This window comes from Amycolatopsis sp. NPDC043885 (genome assembly GCF_056435685.1).
In genome coordinates this window covers 21,330-40,549 of the sequence record NZ_JBWKEA010000017.1, presented here as the reverse complement: position 1 = coordinate 40,549, position 19,220 = coordinate 21,330, and the positions used below count along the sequence as shown (strand labels likewise).

The following is a 19,220-nucleotide window of genomic DNA, read 5'->3' as shown; positions in this document are numbered from 1 at the left end:
GTTGCCACACATTCCTGAGAGTGACCTTATTGGACTCGTGAGTGGTAAGGACGGTTCTAGCCGTCCCTACCACTCACGAACCCCATGACCACCCGCCCCCTTCACATCCACCTCAGCGCGAACCACAGCCGCATCCGGATCTCCGGATCCGCCAGGTCCACCCCCAGCGCCCGTTCGATCTGACCGATCCGGTGCCGGACGCTGTTGCGGTGCACGCCGAGTTCGGCGGCCGTCCGGTCCCAGCCGCCGTGGTGCGCGAGCCAGGTCCGCAGCGTCCCGACCAGTTCGCGGTCCCCCTTCCGGTCGAGTTCGCGCAGCGGCGCCAGCGTCTGGGCGGCGAACCCGGCCGCGGCGCCCGGATCGATCAGGGCGTCCAGCCCCGCAGTACCTTCCGCCACGATGGGCCGTTCCAGCGCGGCTGCCCGCGTCAGCAGTAACTCGATTTCGCCCGCCGCTTCGGGAAGCCGTCCGGGCGGGACGGGCGAGCCCACGACCGCGAGCCAGCCGTCGGCGCGGAGCCGGTCGAGGTCGCCGATTTCAGGCGCCTCGCGGACGATCGCGGTGAACCGCGGCCCCGGCCGCAACCGGACGAGCGGGGTGTCGAGCCGGGCGCGCAGCCAGTCGTAGCGGGCGGCGACCTCGTTCGGCCCGCGGCGGTAAGCGATCCCCGCGACCAGACGGCGTTCGTCCCCGCCGATCACGTCGGTCTCGCCCAGCAGCAACGCCGTGGCGGTGGCGCCCAGACCGGCCGCGTCCGAACCCGCGCGGCCCACCAGCCCGAGCAGCGCCGCCCCGACCGACAGGATCGAGCGGTCCGCCCCGTCGAACCGCGCGACGCGGCCGACCACGACCAGATGCGACGCCGTCGCCTGCGGGTACACCGGCTGCGCGACGACGTGGGTGCCGTCGGCCAGTTCCGTGGTCGCGCTGCGGATCCCCCGGCCCGTCCGGAGCGTGGCGAGGAGCTCCCGGACTTCCGCGGGCAGCGGCGACGGTGCCCCGTGGTCCGCGGCCAGGACGTCGCCGACGCCGACCAGCGCCACCCAGGCCCCGAGCCGTCCGGCCAGCGCGCCGGCCAGTTCACCGAGTCCGTCACCGGCCGCCCTGGTCAGCGCCTCGCGCGCGACCGCGATCCGCCGCTGTTCCCGCTGCCCCGCCTCCGCCAGCGCGACCGACACCGCCCGGCTGATCGCGAGGAACGGTGTCCGCGGCTGGACGACCAGCAGCGGGAGCCCGTGCCGGGCACACGCCGTCCGCAGTGGCGGCGGCAGCGTCTCGTAGGCGCCCGGAGTGAGCCCGAACCCCAGCGCGGAGATCCCGCTTTCGGCGAGCCGCCGGACGTAGCGGTCGATCTCGGCCGGTTCCACCGGCAGGTTCACCCCGGCGGTGAGCAGGAGTTCCGCCCCGAGCAGGTACGGCGCGGGATCCAGCAGCTCGCTGACGTGCGCCCAGCGCACCGGGGCGTCGAGCGCACCCGGCCGCAGGGTCTCCAAGACCGGGTCGACCGCCAGTTCCGGGTTGCCGACCACGGCCCGTAACGGGACATTCACATCCGAGTCGAACGGATCGCGGCCTTGGGTCATTTCATCCTCGCTCACGCCGGAGTTCGGATGGATCATCCCATGTCGTTCAAGCCGCTAACGAACCTACGGTGACCCGAACGAAGCGAACAGCCCCAAGTCAAGGAGGACACCGTGGCCGGTGACTACGCGGTGATCGCGCTCTACATAGCGGGCATGATCGGAGTCGGCTGGTTCGGGCTGCGGCTCGCCAAGACCAAATCCGACTACCTCGTCGCGGGCCGCCGTCTCGGCTGGTTCATGTACTCGGGCACGATGTCCGCGGTCGTCCTCGGCGGCGCTTCGACGGTCGGCGGGGTGAAGCTCGGCTACACCTACGGCATCTCCGGCGCCTGGCTCGTGATCGCGATCGGCGTCGGCATCCTGGTCCTCCACACCCTGTTCGCGCGGCGGCTGGTGAAACTGCGGGTCTACACCGTCGGCGAGATGCTCGACCTGCGCTACGGCGGCTCCACCAGCACCATCTCCGGTGTCGTCATGTGGGGTTACACGCTGATGCTGACCGTCACCTCGACGCTGGCGTTCGCCACCATCTTCAAGGTCCTCTTCAACGTGCCGAGCTGGGCGGGTATCGCCATCGGCGGCTCGATCGTGGTGCTCTACTCGGTGCTGGGCGGCATGTGGTCGATCACGCTGACCGACATCGTCCAGTTCGTCATCAAGACCATCGGCATCCTGCTGATCCTGCTGCCGGTCTCGATCGTCTCGGCGGGCGGTTTCGACGGGATGGCCGCGCGGCTGGACGAGAGCTACTTCGAGCTGACCGCCATCGGCGGCGACACGATCTTCACCTACTTCCTCATCTACAGCTTCGGGCTGCTGATCGGACAGGACATCTGGCAGCGCGTGTTCACCGCGAGGACACCGGGCATCGCGACCGGCGGCGGCGTCATCTCCGGCGTCTACTGCCTGGTCTACGGTCTCGCCGGCGCGCTGATCGGCACCGCGGCCAAGACGCTGTACCCGAACCTCGCCAGCGCGCAGGACGCGTTCGCGACCATCGTCGAGGACCAGCTGCCCGCCGGGGTCCGCGGGCTGGTGCTCGCCGCGGCGCTCTCGGCGATGATGTCGACCGCGAGCGGCGCGCTCATCGCGTGCTCGACGGTCAGCACCTCGGACCTGCTTTCCAAACTGGGCCTCGAAAAGGCCGTCAACGAGGTCACCAGGAACCGGGTCACCACCCTGGTCCTCGGCATCGCCGCGATCGGCATCGCGATGATCGTGGACGACGTCGTCAACGCGCTGACCATCGCCTACGACATCCTCGTCGGCGGCCTGCTGGTCGCGATCATCGGCGGACTGGCCTGGAAACGCGGTACCCGTCAGGGCGCGCTCGCGTCGATGGTCGTCGGCACCGTCGTCGTCATCACGTTCATGTTCGTCGACGGCGTCGAGGCCAACAGCCCGATCTACTGGGGCCTCGGGTCCAGCCTCGCGGTGTACCTGCTGGTCAGCTTCCTCACCCCGCGTACCTCGGACGAGATCCTCACCGTGTGGACCCGCCGCCTGAACGGCAGCGCGGCCGCCGAAGAAGAAGAGGCGGAACTCGCCGCTTCGCAGTCCTGAAAACCATTCGAAGGAGACACAGTGCCTGAGCAGACCCCGATCGGACCCGTCGACTCTTCGAGGGTGCCCCGGTTCGCCGGTTTCGCGACCTTCGCGAGGCTGCCGCGGATCGATCAGGTCGAGCATGCCGACGTCGCCGTCGTCGGGGTGCCGTTCGACGCCGGGGTGTCCTACCGTCCCGGCGCGCGGTTCGGCCCCGCGGCGCTCCGTGAGGCCAGCCGGCTCCTTCGCCCGTACCACCCGGAACTCGACGTTTCCCCGTTCGCCGCGACCCAGGTGGTCGACGCCGGCGACATCGCGCTCAACCCGTTCGACATCGGCGAGGCGATCGAGACGCTGCAGAGCGAGGCCGAGGCGCTGACCGCGGGCGGGACGCGGCTGGTGACCGTCGGCGGCGACCACACGATCGCGCTGCCGCTGCTGCGGGCGGCGGCGAAGAAGCACGGACCGGTGGCGCTGCTGCACTTCGACGCGCACCTCGACACCTGGGACACCTACTTCGGCGAGCCGTACACCCACGGCACCCCGTTCCGGCGGGCGTCCGAGGAAGGCCTCCTCGACACCGAAGCGCTGTCCCACGTCGGCACGCGCGGCCCGCTGTACGGCAAGCGGGATCTGGAAGAGGACCGCCGCCTCGGATTCGGCATCGTCACCTCCGGCGACGTCATGCGCCGCGGGGTCGCCGAGACCGTCGACGCGCTGCGCCAGCGCATCGGTGGCCGCCCGCTCTACATCTCGGTCGACATCGACGTGCTCGACCCGGCGCACGCGCCGGGCACCGGGACCCCCGAAGCGGGCGGCATGACCAGCCGCGAACTGCTGGAGATCCTGCGCGGGCTGCGGGACTGCAACCTCATCGGAGCCGATGTGGTGGAGCTGGCCCCGGCTTACGATCATGCCGAGATCACCGCCATCGCGGCTTCCCACGTCGCCTACGACCTGGTGAGCCTGCTCAGTTTGGGGAAGGGCGCATGACCAGCACTGAACGGATAGGCGGCGACGTAGTCGTCGAAATCCTGCACGCGCTCGGCGCGGACACCGTCTTCGGCCTGCCGGGCCAGCACGCGCTCGGGCTGTTCGAAGCGTTGCGGCGCACCGAGGACCTGCGCGTCATCAGCTCACGGGTGGAGAACAACCTGGCGTTCGCGGCCGACGGGTACGCCCGTGCCCGGCTCGCGGCGGATCCCGAAGGCCCGGTCCCGGTGACCCCGATGATCGTGTCGACCGGCCCCGGCGCGTTGCTGACTTTGGCTTCCCTGCAGGAATCCCGCGCGGCGTCGGTCCCGGTGCTCGGGATCTCCAGCCAGATCCCGGTGGCCGGGCTCGGCGGCGGGCGGCACGGGTATCTGCACGAACTGCCCGACCAGCAGGCCAGTTTTCGCGACGTGGTGAAGTCGGTGCACGTGGTGCGCACCGTCAGCCAGATCCCGACGGCGTTGCGCGAAGCATGGGAATCGGCGGCGACCGCGCCGTACGGCCCGGTGTGGGTCGAGATCCCGCAGGATATCCTGCTGGCACCGGCGGACCTGCCGCGGATCACGTCGGTGACGGCACGGCCCGCACCGCTCGAACCGTTGCCGGAGCTCGTCACCGAAGCCGCGAATCTCCTTGGCGCGGCGAAGAATCCGGTGATCCTCGCCGGTGGCGGCGCCCTGCGCTCGGGCGCGCAGGCCGAGCTGAAGGCGCTCGCCGAGGCACTGCGCGCGCCGGTGCTGTCGACGTTCGGCGGCAAGGGCGTCTTCGGCTGGGACCATGAACTGTCCGGCCAGTCGTGGCTCGAAGACTGGCACAGCACGGAGTTCCTCTCGGCCGCGGATGTGCTGCTGGTACTGGGTTCCGGGCTCGGCGAGCTGTCCAGCAACTACCGCGAATTCGCCCCGCGCGGCCGGGTGATCCAGATCGAGGCCGATCTCGGGAAGCTGGAGTCGAACTACCCGGCGCTGGGCGTCCACGCCGACGTCCGCCTCGCCCTGCAAGGACTTCTGGAGCAGGTGCCCTTCCGCCAGAGTGACGGCGTCGCCGAGAAGGCGGTCGCGGATCTGCTGGCCAAGGTGCGCGAACGCCTCGACGGCCAGCCCCTCGAAACCGAGCGCAAGCTGATCGACGACATCCGTGCCGCGGTCCCCGAAGGCACACAGACGTTCTGGGACATGACGATCGCGGCCTACTGGGCCTGGTCGGCGTGGAATCCCGAGGGCGCGCCGATCCACACCGCGCAGGGCGCGGGCGGGCTCGGCTACGGCCTGCCCGGCGCGCTCGGCGGCGCGGCGGCGACCGGCGGCCCGGCGCTCGCGGTCTCCGGTGACGGTGGCGCGATGTACGGCGTCGCGGAACTGGCCACGGCGGTCCAGCACGGGTTGGCCGTCACGTGGCTCGTCATCGACGACGGCGGCTACGGCATCCTGCGCGAGTACCTGACCGGCGCGTTCGGCCAGTCCACGGCCACCGAGCTCGCGCGGCCCGATTTCGCCGCGCTGGCACAGTCCTTCGGCGTCCCGGCCACTGTGTCCTCTTTGGACACCATCGGGAAGGACCTGGCCGACGCGCTGGGCACGCCCGGTCCGTCGATGGTCGTCCTCCCCGCCCTCCTGAAGATGTTCGAGCCGACCCACCTGGAGAAGAAATGACTCAGGTCCTGAATTTCGTCGACGGCGCCGAGGTACCGGCTTCGGGCTCGCGGACGCTCGACCTGGTCGACCCCGCCACCGGCGAGGTCTTCGGCACCAGCGTCCTCTCCGAACAGTCCGATGTGGACGCCGCGCTGGCCGCCGCGGAACGGGCGTTCAAGGTGTGGCGCAAGAGCACCCCCGCTCAGCGCCAGCTCGCACTGCTGAAGATCGCCGACGCGGTGGAGGCCCGCGCCGAGGAGTTCGCCGACCTCGAAATCCGCGAGACCGGCAAGATCCGGTCCGTCGTGCTGGACGAGGAGATCCCGGAGTGCGTCAGCGCGCTGCGGTTCTTCGCGGGTGCGGCGCGGCAGCTCGAAGGCACCGCGTCCGGTGAGTACCTGCCAGGGCACACGTCCGCGATCCGTCGCGAGCCGGTCGGCGTCTGCGCGCAGATCGCGCCCTGGAACTACCCGCTGATGATGGGTGTCTGGAAGATCGCCCCGGCGCTGGCCGCGGGCAACACCGTCGTGCTGAAGCCCGCGGAGACCACGCCGTCGACGGCCGTGCTGCTGGCGAAGGTCGCGGCGGAGTTCCTGCCGCAGGGCGCTTTCAACGTGCTGTGCGGCGACCGCGACACCGGCCGCGCGCTGGTGAAGCATCCGATCACCGAGCTCGTGTCGATCACCGGGTCGACCCGCGCCGGTATCGACGTCGCGACCGTCGCGGCGGCCGACCTCAAGCGCACGCACCTCGAACTCGGCGGCAACGCGCCGCTATTGGTCTTCGGCGACGTGAACCTCGCCGAAGCGGCCGAGGGCATCGTCGGCGCGGCGTTCTACAACGCCGGGCAGGACTGCACGGCGGGCAGCCGGGTGCTGGTGGACGCGGCGATCCACGACGAGTTCGTCGCGGAGCTGACCAAGGCCGCCGCCGCGCAGACGCCCGGTGAGGAGTTCGGCCCGCTCAACAGCGAGGCGCAGTTCGGGCGGGTCCGCGGGCTCGTCGAGCGGCTGCCGTCGCACGCTCGCGTGGAGACCGGCGGAGTGCCCGCCGGCGACCGCGGTTTCTTCTTCTCCCCCACCGTGATCTCGGGCCTGAAACAGGACGACGAGATCGTGCGGGAGGAGATCTTCGGCCCCGTGATCACCGTCCAGTCCTTTGTGGACGAGGACGAGGCGGTGCGCCTGGCCAACGGCGTCCCGTACGGGCTCGCGTCGTCGATCTGGACCAACGACCTGGCACGCGCGACCCGCGTTTCGGGCGAACTCGACTTCGGCTGCGTCTGGGTCAACACCCACGGGCCGCTGGTCTCGGAAATGCCCCATGGCGGCTTCGGGCACTCGGGCCACGGGAAGGACCTCTCGTCCTACTCCTTCGCCGAGTACACCCGCGTCAAGCACGTCATGACCCGCTTCGCCTGACCGCATTTCGTCCTCTGAATGCGGTAGTTGCGTGTGCAAGGACCGCATTCAGAGGACGAAACGCGTATTTGGAGGTCCCCATGGGTGACAAGGTCACCGAAGTCGAGCAGCATGGCATCGCGCCGATCCCGACGGAGGAACAGACGTCGCGTCCGCGCGACCTGTTCCGGATGGCGTTCGGCGGTGCGAACACCTTCGCCACCATCATCCTCGGGACCCTCCCGATCGCCTTCGGCCTGAGCTTCTGGGCGGCGGTGGCGGCCACCGTCGCGGGCGTGGTCGTCGGCGCGCTCGTGCTCTCGCCGATGTCGTTGTTCGGCCCGCTCACCCGGACCAACAACGCCGTCTCCTCCGGCGCGCACTTCGGCGTCGTCGGCCGCTGTGTCGGCTCCTTCCTCTCCCTGCTGACGGCGATCACGTTCTTCGCCATCTCGGTCTGGGTGAGCGGCGACGCCGTCGCCGGTGCGGCACAACGGCTTTTCGGCTTCGACGGCGGCGAAGCGCTTCGCGGTGTCGCGTACGGCGTCATCGCGATCGCCACGCTGGTGGTGTGCATCTACGGCTACCGGTTCATGCTGCTGGTGAACCGGGTCGCCGTGGTGCTGGGCACGGCGATCATGCTGCTCGGGATCGTGGCCTACGGCGGCACGTTCGACCCCGGGTTCGCCGGCACCGGCACCTACGCGCTCGGGGACTTCTGGCCGACCTGGATCCTCGCCGCGCTCACCACGATGGCGAACCCGATCTCGTTCGGCGCCTTCCTCGGCGACTGGACGCGCTACATCCCCGCGCGCCACAGCCGCCGTTCCCTGCTGGCCGCGCCGTTCCTGGCGCAGGTGGCGACCCTGCTGCCGTTCGGGTTCGGCATCGCCACCGCGACCCTCGTCGCCGATCCGGCCGACTACATCACCGGCCTGACCGCGATCTCCCCGCTCTGGTACGCGATCCCGCTGATCGTGGTCGCGCTGATAGGCGGCCTGTCCACCGGCACGACGTCGCTCTACGGGACCGGGCTGGACTTCAGCTCGATCTTCGTGAAGCTGAGCCGGGTACAGGCGACGCTGCTGATCGGCTCGCTCAGTGTGGTGTTCATCTTCGTCGGCAATTTCGTGCTGGACATGGTCTCCAGCATCAACGCCTTCGCCACGCTGATCGTGCTGTGCACGTCGCCGTGGATGGTGATCATGATGATCGGTTTCGTGCTGCGGCGCGGGTTCTACGACCCGGACGATCTCCAGGTGTTCAACCAGGGCCGCAAGGGCGGCCGCTACTGGTTCACCCGCGGGGTGAACTGGCGCGCGATGGCCGCGTGGATCCCGGCGACGACGCTGGGCCTGCTGACCGCCAACACCCCGATGATCGCCGGGCCGTTCAAGGACATCGCGGGCGGCGTCGACATCAGCATGGTGGTGACGCTGTGCACGGCGGCGATCGCGTACCCCGTGCTGGTGAAGATCTTCCCCGAACCGCGGGAGGTCTACTCGTACGCGGAGCCCGTCGCGGAACCGGCCGTCGCGGTCTAGGACGTGTCGCCCGAACCGCCAGGTAGGCACGTCGGGCGAGGGCACGCGCGCGCGTTTCTTTTCGGCCGGAGGCCTCGGATTTGCGGAGGCGGGCCGGAGGCCCGGCTACGAAAATCCGAAAGCGCGCTTTGAATGACACCGTCTAAGCGAAGCGGCGCAGCGCCCCGAGGAACAACGCGTCGAAGGCACGGTCCGGGAGCACCCGGCGCACGAACAGGATCGGCTTCGCCCCGAATCCGGCGGCGTAGCGGGTCTTCGGGCGCCGGGCCCGGACGGCCTTCAGGATGACGTCGGCGATCACCTTGGGGTGGGAACCGCGCGCGGCCTGATCGAAGAACTTCGCCAGCGCCTTGGCCTGTGGCGCGTACGCGGTGTCGCCCGAGGTCTTCATCAGGTTCTCGATGGCGATGCCGCCCCATTCGGTTTTGATGGCGCCGGGTTCGACCACCACGACGTCGATGCCGAACGGTTTGAGCTCCAGCCGCAGTGAGTCGCTGAGACCTTCGACCGCGAACTTGGTCGAGTGGTACCAGCCGCCGAGCGGTTCGTAGATCTTGCCGCCGATCGACGAGACGTTCACGATCTTGCCGGCCCCCTGGGCACGCATATGCGGCGTGGCCAGCTGGACGAGCCGCGCGAGCCCGAACAGGTTGACCTCGAACTGGTACTTCCCTTCCGAGAGCGGGACATCCTCGAAGGCGCCGTAGGAGCCGTAGCCCGCGTTGTTGACCAAGACGTCGATGCGGCCGGACTCCTCGATGATCCGCTCGATCCCCGCGACCATCGACGCGTCGTCGGTGACGTCCATTTCGAGGATCTTGATACCGCGTTCGGCCAGCCCCGCCATCCGCTCGACGCGCCTCGCGGCGCCGTAGACCGTGTAGCCCGCTTCGTGCAGCGCGAGCGCCGTGGCTTCGCCGATGCCCGCGGAAGCGCCCGTGACCAGTGCGACCTTCATATCCCTCTCCTAACTAACCGGTTGGTTGCCAACTCAGGCTGCCACGAGTCCGGGCTAGCTGTCAACCAACCAGTTAGTTAGAGTGGGTCACATGGCCAGGGACAAGGAAGCGACCAAGCGGAAACTGCTGGACGCGGCGACGACGGAGTTCGCGACGTACGGCATCGCCGGTGCCAGGGTGGATCGCATCGCGAAGAACGCGGGCGCGAACAAGGCGCTGATCTACGCCTACTTCTGCAGCAAGGAAGAGCTTTTCGAGAAGGTCGTGCAGGAGCAGGTGGACCTCGCCATCCGGACCCTCACGATCACCCCCGAGGACCTGCCCGGCTACGCGGGAAAGCTGTTCGACCGCTACCTCGAACATCCCCAGCTCCTCCGGCTCATGGGCTGGCTTCGCCTGGAGAACGGCTTCGACGCGATGCCGGAAGCCGAGGTCAGGGCGCACGCGGACAAGGTCGCCGCGATCCGGGAGGCGCAACGTTCGGGCACCGTGCCGGACCACTTCGACGCCGAGGAACTACTGAGCCTCGTCGTGCACCTGTCGATCCTCGGGTTCTCCTCCCCCACCGCGACCCGCGACCTCGTCGTCCGCGCGGTCAGCCGGATCGTGGGAACCTGAGCCGCTTTTCGCGCGACCACTGGGTATGCAGCGCCGAACTTTCCTGCGTGCTTCAGCCTTGTCCGCCGGTCTGGTGGGCGTCACCGCCCCCGACGCGTCCGCCGCTGCCCCGTTACGGGTGCAGATCCTGCTGTTCGACGGCGTGGAGGAACAGGATTTCATCGCGCCCGTCGAAGTTCTGGGCCTGGCTGGGAAGCTCACCGGTGGCGCTGTCGTCACCTCGCTCGTGAGCGCGGGACGGCCCGGATCCGCGAAATGCACCTATGGCACTGTCGTCGAGGTGCCGCGCGGATGGTCGCCTGGTGAGGCCGACGTCCTCGTGGTGCCCGGCGGCGGCTACACCGACCGGAACGGGCCTGGAGTGCACCGGCTCAACGCCGATCAGGGCTTCCTGCGGCGCCTCACCGCGTCGCGGGCGCTACCCGTCGGGATCTGTACCGGCACGATGGTGCTTTCCGCCGCCGGCCTGGCGAAGGGCCGCAACGCGACGACACACAACGGCGCGAAGGCGGACCTGGCCGCACAGGGCGCGAAGGTGATCGACGCGCGTGTCGTCGACGACGGCGATCTGATCACCGGTGGAGGGATCACCGCGGGGCTCGAGGTCTCGCTGTGGCTCGTGGAGCGCTTCTTGGGCGCGAAGGTGGCTCAGCGGGCCGAGGTGGTGCTGGAGTACGAGCGGCGGGGCACCGTCTGGCGGGCCTGACCGCGTGAGTGAGGGTGTGTGGAAATAGGGACGTTGAGTGTCCCTGTTTCCACACACCCCTCCGGATCTGGTCGTCACCAGGACCGTCTCGCTGCACTGTGTGGATTTTTGGTCATCTAACGACCCAAAATCCACACGGTCATCGGCCGTACCCGCGAAACGACCCGAATCACTCACGAGCCCGGTCGCCACCCCGTGCTCGCGCGATGACGCGGCTCACGGTCGCCTGGTTCACCAGGGCGTACTTGGCGATCTCACGCTGGGGCATCCCTGCAACGAAAAGCTCGCACATCAAGTCATTTCGCTGACGTGTCCGAGTTGCGATCTCATCCGCCGCCAGCTGAAGCCGTCGAATCGTGTCCTTCATTCGAACATGAAGCATCAAGCATCGACAGGCACTGACCTGACACGCGTGCCATGAAAGGTCCTTTCCTTGCAAATTTTGCAAGGAAAGGACCTTTCATAGCGCTTGTCAGCGGCGAGTGTCCTCCGGCGCCGGCGTCCGGCTCGCCAGCTTCGCCGACCACTCGGTCACCCGCCGCGCCACATCCTGCGCGGTGAGCCCGACGCGGGCCAGCACCTCCTCACGCGAACCGTGGTCATGGAACACCTGCGGCACCGCGAGATCGCGCAGCGGCACATCGCATTCGGCGTCGCGGAACAGCGCGGCCAGCGCGGAGCCGAAGCCACCGTGCCGCCCGCTGTCCTCGACGGTCACGACGAGCTTGTGCTGCTCGGCCAGCGCCACCAGTTCGGCCGGGGCCGGGACGACCCAACGCGGGTCCACCACGGTCACGCCGATGCCCTGGTCGGCCAGCCGGTCCGCGGCGGCGAGCCCGAGCATCGCGAACGCGCCCACCGCGACGAGCAGGACGTCCGCTTCACCGGCGGGCTTGCGCAGCACGTCCACGGTGCCGACGCGCTCGACGGCGGGCACCGAGTCGATCACGCCGCCCTTGGAGAACCGCAGCGCCGTCGGCCCGTCCTCGACCGCGACGGCCTCCCGCAGTTCCTCGCGCAGCGTTCCGGCGTCACGCGGCGCGGCGACCCGCATCCCGGGCACCATGCCCAGCAGCGAAAGGTCCCACATGCCGTGGTGGCTGGGGCCGTCCGGACCGGTGATGCCCGCGCGGTCCAGCACCAGCGTCACCGGCTGGCGGTGCAGCGCGACGTCCATCAGGACCTGGTCGAACGCCCGGTTCAGGAAGGTCGAGTACACGGCGACCACGGGGTGCTTGCCACCCATCGCGAGACCGGCGGCCGAGGTCACCGCGTGCTGCTCGGCGATCCCGACGTCGTACCAGCGGTCGGGGTACGCCTCGGCGAACTTGTGCAGCCCGGTCGAGCGCAGCATGGCCGCGGTGATCGCGACGACGTCTTCACGGTCGGCGCCGATCTTCACCAGTTCGTCGGCGAAGACCCCGGTCCAGCTCGGGCCCTTGACCGGCGGCAGGCCGGTTTCCGGGTCGATCGGATCGGTCTGGTGCATCTGGTCGGCCTGGTTGGTCACGGCGGGCTCGTAGCCGTGCCCCTTCTCGGTGACCACGTGGACGATGACCGCGCCGCCGAAGTCGCGGGCGCTCTGGAACGCCTTCTCCAGCGCGACGAGGTCGTGCCCGTCGACCGGGCCGAGGTACTTGAGGCCGAGGTCGGAGAACATCATCTGCGGGCTCAGCGCGTCCTTCAGTCCCGCCTTCGCCGCGTGCAGCGCCGCGTAGATCGGCTTGCCGACGACGGGCGTATGCCGCAGCAGTTCCTTGCCGCGGTCCAGGACGCGCTCGTAGCCCGGCTTGAGCCGCAGCGACGCGAGGTGGTCCGCGACGCCGCCGATGGTCGGCGAGTACGAGCGGCCGTTGTCGTTGATGACGATGACGACCGGGCGGCGCGGGTTCGCGGCGATGTTGTTGAGCGCCTCCCAGCACATGCCGCCGGTCAGCGCGCCGTCGCCGACGACGGCGATCGCGTGCCTGCCGCCCCCGCCGAGTTCGAACGCCTTCGCCAGACCGTCCACATAGGACAACGCGGTCGACGCGTGGCTGTTCTCGACGAGGTCGTGCTCGCTCTCGCAGCGCGCCGGGTAGCCGGTGAGGCCGCCGAGCTGGCGCAGCTTGCCGAAGCCGTCATGACGACCGGTGACGATCTTGTGCACGTACGCCTGATGACCGACGTCCCACACGATGGCGTCGTCCGGCGAGTCGAAGACCCGGTGCAGCGCCATGGTCAGCTCGACCACACCCAGGTTCGGGCCGAGGTGACCACCGGCGAGCCGCACCTTTTCGACGAGGAAGTCCCGGATCTCCGCGGCCAGCTCACCGAGCTGATCCTGGTTCATCCGCTTCAAGTCGGCCGGTCCGTGCACGGACTCGAGCAACGTCACTCTCCCACCTCGCCTGGTTCCTCTTCCGCCGTTCCGACCAGTCTACGGAGGGCGCCTGAGAGTCTTCCGTCCGCCGCGTCACGGGTCACATGTCAGAAAATCACCACTCGACACCCGATGGTGTGAACATGGTCTCTTTTGCCAAGTAGCGGTCACGTCGGGTGGCCGCGATAATCGCTGATCGACGGTTGAGCAGGAGCCGGTTCGGAGGGCTTGATGGCGGACTTTTTCATCGGTGGCGAGTGGGTCGACGCGGTCGGCGGTGGTCGCCGGGAAATCCGCTGCCCCGCGGACGGGTCGCTGGTCGCGGAAGTCGCCGAAGGCACCCGTGAAGACACCGAAGCGGCCATCGCCGCCGCGAGGAAGGCGTTCGACACCGGCCCGTGGCCGCAGACGCCCGCCCCACAGCGCGGTGACCTGCTGTTGAAGGCCGCCGACCTGCTCGACCGGGACGCCGCGGCCTTCGCCCGCGCCGAATCGCTCGACACCGGGAAACGGCTGGTCGAGAGCGAATACGACATGGCCGACATCGCCGCGTGCCTGCGCTACTTCGGCAAGCTCGCCGCGAACGACGCGGGCCGCGTTGTCGACACCGGCAACCCCGACGCGTTCAGCCGGATCGTGCACGAGCCGGTCGGCGTCTGCGGGCTGATCACGCCGTGGAACTACCCGCTCCTGCAGACCATCTGGAAGGTCGCCCCCGCGCTCGCGGCGGGCAACACGTTCGTCCTCAAGCCCAGCGAACTGACCCCGCACACCTCGATCATGCTGATGAAGCTGCTGACCGAGGCCGGACTCCCCGGCGGCGTCGCGAACCTGGTGCTCGGCGCCGGCGCGCAGGCCGGGGCACCGCTGTCCGAGCATCCGGACGTCGACCTCGTGTCGTTCACCGGCGGCCTCACGACCGGCAAGATCATCGCCGCCTCCGCGGCCGCGACCGTCAAGAAGGTCGCGCTGGAGCTGGGCGGCAAGAACCCGAACGTCGTGTTCGCCGACTCGGACTTCGAGACCGCCGTCGATTACGCGCTGACCGCGGTGTTCCTGCACTCCGGGCAGGTCTGCTCGGCGGGCGCGCGGCTGATCGTCCAAGAGGAATGGCATGACCGGTTCGTCGACGAACTCGTCCGCCGCGCCGAACTGATCCGACTGGGTGGACCTTTCGACCCGAAGGCTGAAACCGGTCCGCTGATCTCGGCCGCCCATCTGGAAAAGATCGAACGCTACGTCGCCGCGGCACTGGAAGAGGGCGCCGTCCTGCGCACCGGCGGCAAACGCCCCGACGATCGCAAGCTCGCGAAGGGGCATTACTACCTGCCGACCATCCTCGACAACGTGAAGCAGGGCAGCAGCGCCGTCGTCGACGAATCGTTCGGCCCGGTGCTCACCGTCGAGACCTTCACCGACGAGGACGACGCCGTCCGCATCGCCAACGACACCCACTACGGCCTCGCCGGCGCGGTGTTCACCTCGGACGCCTCCCGCGCGCAGCGGGTCGCGAACCGGCTGCGGCACGGCACGATCTGGATCAACGACTTCCACCCCTATCTGCCGCAGGCGGAGTGGGGCGGCTACAAGCAGTCCGGTTTCGGGCGCGAACTCGGCCCGACCGGACTCGCCGAGTACACGGAGGCGAAGCACATCTATCAGAACCTCCGGCCCGCTCCACAGCGCTGGTTCTCCGGGGAGCCCGCGTCCAACTAAAGAGGGGAAAATTGCCGATGAGCACTCCTTCCGATGACGGCCTGGCCGGTTTCGGCTACAAACAGGAACTCGAAAGAACCCTCGGCAACTTCCACACCTTCGCCGCCGGGATCAGCTACATCTCGATCCTGACGGGCACCTTCCAGCTGTTCTACTTCGGTTTCAGTTTCGGCGGCCCCGCGTACTGGTGGTCGTGGCCGATGGTGTTCGTCGGCCAGCTGATGGTCGCGCTGTCGTTCGCCGAACTGGCCGCGCACTATCCGGTCGCCGGCTCGATCTACAACTGGTCGAAACGGCTCGGCAGCCCGCACGTCGCGTGGCTGGCCGGGTGGATGATGCTGACCGCGTCGATCGTCACCATCGCCGCGGTCGCGCTGGCCTATCAGATCACGCTCCCCCAGATCTCGTCGTTCTTCTCGTTCTCCGGCGACAGCGCGGTGAACGCGGTCATCCTCGGCACGGTCCTGATCCTGTTCACCACGCTGGTGAACGCATGGGGCGTCAAGCTGATGGCGCGGATCAACAGCGCCGGCGTGTTCATCGAACTGGTCGCCGCGGTCCTGCTCATCGTGGCGCTCGCGGTGAACATCACGCGGGGCCCCGAGGTCGTCATGCAGACCAACAACACCGGCGCCGACCAGCCGTGGGGCTACTTCGGCGCCTTCCTGGTCGCCTCGCTCGCGTCGACCTACGTCATGTACGGCTTCGACACCGCCAGCTCGCTCGGCGAGGAAAGCCACGACCCGCGCAAGAACGCGCCCAAGGCGATCCTGCGCGCGCTGATCGCGTCGTTCGTCATCGGCGGGCTCATCCTGATCCTCGCGCTGATGGCCGTCGGCGACATCAACAACCCGGAGATCGCCACCGGCGGCCTTCAGTTCATCGTGCTCGACGTGCTGGGCAGCACCATCGGCACGATCTTCCTGCTGGCGGTGGTCATCGCGATCACCGTGTGCAACCTGGCCGTGCAGTCGGCGTCGATCCGGATGATGTTCGCGATGGGCCGCGACAACAACCTGCCCGCCGGGAAGCATCTGGCGCGGGTGTCGCCGAAGACGAAGACGCCGGTGATCCCCGCGATCGTCTCCGGGGTCATCGCGGTCTTCATCCTGGTGGTGAACGTCGGCCAGCCGCAGATCTTCACGGTGATCACCAGTATCGGCATCATCATGATCTACCTGGCGTACCTGCTGGTCACCGTTCCGATGCTGGTCAAACGCCTGCGCGGGCAGTGGCCGCCGCCGAAGGTGGCGGGCGCCAAGTACTTCTCGCTCGGCAAACTGGGGCTGCCGGTCAACATCCTCGGTGTGCTGTGGGGCGGCGCGATCGTGGTGAACCTGGCGTGGCCGCGACGCGAGGTCTACAACGCGACCGAGCCGTATCACTGGTACCTCGAATGGGGGGCCGTGCTGTTCGTCGGCGCGGTGGCGGTCGTCGGTTTCGCGTATTACTGGTTCGTCCTGCGGCACAAGAGCGGCGTCCTGGCCGATCACGCCGCGGAAGCACTTCCCGAGGAGGCAGCACAGTGACCGGAGAGTTCGACTACATCGTCGTCGGCGGCGGGACGGCGGGTTCGGTGGTCGCGGCGAGACTCTCGGAAGACCCGGACGTCACCGTGGCGCTCCTGGAAGCCGGACCGTCCGATGTGGACGATCCGGCGGTACTGGAACTGACGAAGTGGATGGCACTGCTGGAATCCGGCTACGACTGGGACTACCTGGTCGAACCGCAGGAGTCCGGCAACTCCTTCCTGCGCCACGCCCGCGCGCGGGTGCTCGGCGGCTGCTCATCGCACAACTCGTGCATCGCCTTCTGGGCGCCGGCCGAAGACCTCGACGAATGGGCGTCGCTCGGCCTGCCCGGGTGGTCTTCGAAGGACATTTTCCCCCTGTACAAGCGTCTTGAGACCAACGACGGACCCGGCGACCACCACGGCCGCTCCGGTCCGGTGACCATCCGCTCGGTGCCGCCGAACGACCCGACCGGCGTCGCGCTGCTGCAGGCCTGTGAGCAGGCGGGTATCCCGAGGACGGAGTTCAACTCGGGCAAGACCGTGACGCACGGGGCGAACTGGTTCCAGATCAACGCGCGTGAGGACGGCACACGCTCGTCGGCATCGGTGTCGTATCTGCACCCGATCATCGGCAAGCGGCCGAACCTGGAGGTCATCACCGGCGCCCGCGTCCGGCGGCTGCTGTTCGACGGCAAACGCTGCACCGGCGCGGAATACCTGGCCGACGACCTGATCCACGGCGTTCCGCTGCGGGCACGGCGGGAGGTCATCCTGTCCTCCGGCGCGATCGACACCCCGAAACTCCTGATGCTGTCGGGGATCGGCCCCGCCGAGCACCTGCGCGAGGTCGGGTTGGAGGTTCTGGTGGACTCCCCCGGCGTCGGCGAGAACCTGCAGGATCACCCCGAAGGCGTCATCCAGTGGGACGCGCTGCAGCCGATGACGACCGAGTCCACGCAATGGTGGGAGATCGGCATCTTCACCACCACCGAGGAAGGTCTCGACCGGCCGGACCTGATGTTCCACTACGGCTCGGTGCCGTTCGACATGAACACCCTCCGGCAGGGATATCCCACCACGGAGAACGGCTTCTGCCTGACCCCGAACGTCACCCGCTCACGGTCGACCGGGACGGTGCGGCTTCGCAGCCGCGACTACCGGGACAAGCCGAAGGTGGACCCGCGGTACTTCACCGACGAGCACGACATGCGCGTGATGACCTACGGCATCAAACTGGCCCGCAAGATCGCCGAGCAGCCCGCGCTGGACGAATGGGCGGGCACGGAACTGGCGCCCGGCAAGGATGTCAAGACCGACGACGAGATCGCGGACTACCTGCGCAAGACGCACAACACGGTCTATCACCCCTCGTGCACCGCGAAAATGGGCGGCGACGACGACCCGATGGCCGTGCTGGACGCGCGTCTGCGAGTGCGGGGTGTCGAAGGCCTGCGGGTCGCCGACGGTTCGGCGATGCCGTTCCTGGTCGCGGTGAACCCGTGCATCACGACGATGGCGATCGGTGAGCGGTGCGCGGACATGCTGAAGGAGGACACGCGCTCCTAGCTTCACGCTGAAGGCCCCCTCCGTGCTGGAGGGGGCCTTTGTCGTGCCCGGAAAACCGGTGGAGCGGCCTCTCCCGGGCCATTACCGTGCTGCCGGACCACGTCGTCGAGCCGAGGGCCTGCCGTTGTACACCCTGTGAGACCTCCCGAGCGCTGATTTCGTCGCGCGTCGCGCTTTGGCGCCGCGCTTCCTTTTGCTGCGGATTTCTCACTGGAACGGGTGTACTTCCCATGCTCGAAAACTGGGTGGTCGTTCCCACCTGCCTGCCTGTCGTCCTCCGCCGTTGCCGCTCTTGCCCGTCCGGACGCTCCCGGGCGAACGGCAAATTCCGCGTCAACGCCCACCACAAACTCCTCGACGTCTGGCTTCTCGTGCTCTGCGCCGGATGCGGGGACACCGCGAAGCTCACGATCCTGGAGCGCGTGAACGTGCGTTCCGTGCGGCCTGACCTGCTGGACCGGCTACACGAGAACGACCTCGTCCTGGCGGCGGAACTGCTCCAGGATCCCGCTGTGCGGCGCCGGAACCGCATCGCCCTCGATTGGGAGGGCGCCTGGCGCCTCGACACCGGCCCCTCGGGCGTGCCGGACTTTCGCGACGTCTCGGTTCGCTTCGCGGCCCGGATCCCGGTCCGGCCGGTGCGGCTGATCGCCGAAGGGTGCGGTCTTTCGCGGGGCGAGGTCGAGAGGCTGATCGATGAGGGGCAGGTGGTTTCGGGGGTGCGGTTGACCGGGAAAGTGTCCGGGGACTTCACTTTTACACTGAAGCGCTGACCACTCACGAGCACCTGCGCCAAACTGGCGGTTTCGCGTGACTGGACGGACGACAACCGTGATTGGATGGCGAACTCGCGTGATTGTCGTCCGTCCGTCACGCGCTCGGCCGCCCTGGCCGACAGGAGCCGGCCGCGCCCCTGAGTGTCCACCAAGAACACTTTTCGCTGACTCAATGTCCGAGTGATGCCGGAGGGGCGATTTCGCGAGGGGGTCGTGGGGGGGGGTTTTGGGTTTTCCCCCCCAAAACCCCCCCCCACCCCCCCCCCCCCCACCCAGACGAAAGGGGCCCCCTCTCTCCCCCAACC

The 19,220-nt window shown here is 68.6% G+C and carries 14 protein-coding genes; 11 read left to right on the top strand and 3 right to left on the bottom strand.

Features of this window, described 5'->3' with window-relative positions; genetic code table 11:
• Positions 1–101: 101 nt before the first annotated feature.
• Positions 102–1,583 carry a PucR family transcriptional regulator gene (locus AC069I_RS34460; protein ID WP_478267269.1) on the bottom strand — a complete coding sequence of 494 codons (1,482 nt, stop codon included), beginning with the start codon at positions 1,581–1,583 and terminating at the stop codon, positions 102–104.
• Positions 1,584–1,694: 111 nt separating this feature from the next.
• Between AC069I_RS34460 and AC069I_RS34455 the strand changes: the two genes are divergently transcribed.
• The 5 genes from AC069I_RS34455 to AC069I_RS34435 all read left to right on the top strand — a co-directional run bounded on the left by AC069I_RS34455 (position 1,695) and on the right by AC069I_RS34435 (position 8,699).
• Positions 1,695–3,146, top strand: coding sequence for a sodium:solute symporter family protein (locus AC069I_RS34455; protein ID WP_478267268.1), 1,452 nt, complete (start codon positions 1,695–1,697; stop codon positions 3,144–3,146).
• 21 nt (positions 3,147–3,167) lie between these two features.
• The gene (speB, locus tag AC069I_RS34450; RefSeq protein WP_478233753.1) at positions 3,168–4,121 is read left to right on the top strand and encodes an agmatinase; all 954 of its coding nucleotides are present in this window, start codon (positions 3,168–3,170) and stop codon (positions 4,119–4,121) included.
• Complete coding sequence (locus AC069I_RS34445; RefSeq protein WP_478227838.1) at positions 4,118–5,773, top strand: thiamine pyrophosphate-binding protein; 1,656 nt, start codon at positions 4,118–4,120, stop codon at positions 5,771–5,773. The genes speB and AC069I_RS34445 overlap by 4 nt, the downstream gene beginning before the upstream one ends.
• Positions 5,770–7,176, top strand: a complete 1,407-nt coding sequence (locus tag AC069I_RS34440) for an aminobutyraldehyde dehydrogenase (protein ID WP_478227837.1) — start codon at positions 5,770–5,772, stop codon at positions 7,174–7,176. Before AC069I_RS34445 ends, AC069I_RS34440 begins: the two co-directional genes overlap by 4 nt.
• An 80-nt stretch (positions 7,177–7,256) precedes the next feature.
• Entirely contained in the window at positions 7,257–8,699 is a 1,443-nt protein-coding gene (locus tag AC069I_RS34435) for a purine-cytosine permease family protein (protein WP_478267267.1), read from the top strand.
• 142 nt (positions 8,700–8,841) lie between these two features.
• Here AC069I_RS34435 and AC069I_RS34430 read toward each other — a convergent pair whose 3' ends face one another.
• A complete protein-coding gene (locus tag AC069I_RS34430) occupies positions 8,842–9,657 on the bottom strand; it encodes an oxidoreductase (RefSeq protein WP_478267266.1) in 816 nt (271 codons plus the stop codon).
• Between the two features lie 91 nt (positions 9,658–9,748).
• Here AC069I_RS34430 and AC069I_RS34425 point away from each other — a divergent pair, with 91 nt between their 5' ends.
• Positions 9,749–10,276, top strand: a complete 528-nt coding sequence (locus AC069I_RS34425) for a TetR family transcriptional regulator (protein ID WP_478267265.1) — start codon at positions 9,749–9,751, stop codon at positions 10,274–10,276.
• A 58-nt stretch (positions 10,277–10,334) separates the two neighbouring features.
• A complete protein-coding gene (locus AC069I_RS34420; RefSeq protein ID WP_478267264.1) occupies positions 10,335–10,982 on the top strand; it encodes a DJ-1/PfpI family protein in 648 nt (215 codons plus the stop codon).
• A gap of 472 nt (positions 10,983–11,454) precedes the next feature.
• On the opposite strand, the gene dxs is transcribed toward AC069I_RS34420, so the two are convergent.
• On the bottom strand, positions 11,455–13,359 hold the full coding sequence (gene dxs, locus AC069I_RS34415; protein WP_478227832.1) for a 1-deoxy-D-xylulose-5-phosphate synthase: 1,905 nt from the start codon (positions 13,357–13,359) through the stop codon (positions 11,455–11,457).
• Between the two features lie 216 nt (positions 13,360–13,575).
• Here dxs and AC069I_RS34410 point away from each other — a divergent pair, with 216 nt between their 5' ends.
• The 4 genes from AC069I_RS34410 to AC069I_RS34395 all read left to right on the top strand — a co-directional run bounded on the left by AC069I_RS34410 (position 13,576) and on the right by AC069I_RS34395 (position 18,912).
• The gene (locus tag AC069I_RS34410; protein WP_478267263.1) at positions 13,576–15,060 is read left to right on the top strand and encodes an aldehyde dehydrogenase family protein; all 1,485 of its coding nucleotides are present in this window, start codon (positions 13,576–13,578) and stop codon (positions 15,058–15,060) included.
• Positions 15,061–15,077: 17 nt separating this feature from the next.
• On the top strand, positions 15,078–16,589 hold the full coding sequence (locus AC069I_RS34405; RefSeq protein WP_478227830.1) for an APC family permease: 1,512 nt from the start codon (positions 15,078–15,080) through the stop codon (positions 16,587–16,589).
• Positions 16,586–18,139, top strand: coding sequence for a GMC family oxidoreductase (locus AC069I_RS34400; RefSeq protein WP_478267262.1), 1,554 nt, complete (start codon positions 16,586–16,588; stop codon positions 18,137–18,139). Before AC069I_RS34405 ends, AC069I_RS34400 begins: the two co-directional genes overlap by 4 nt.
• A 230-nt stretch (positions 18,140–18,369) precedes the next feature.
• Entirely contained in the window at positions 18,370–18,912 is a 543-nt protein-coding gene (locus AC069I_RS34395; protein ID WP_478267261.1) for a DUF1062 domain-containing protein, read from the top strand.
• Positions 18,913–19,220: the final 308 nt, after the last annotated feature.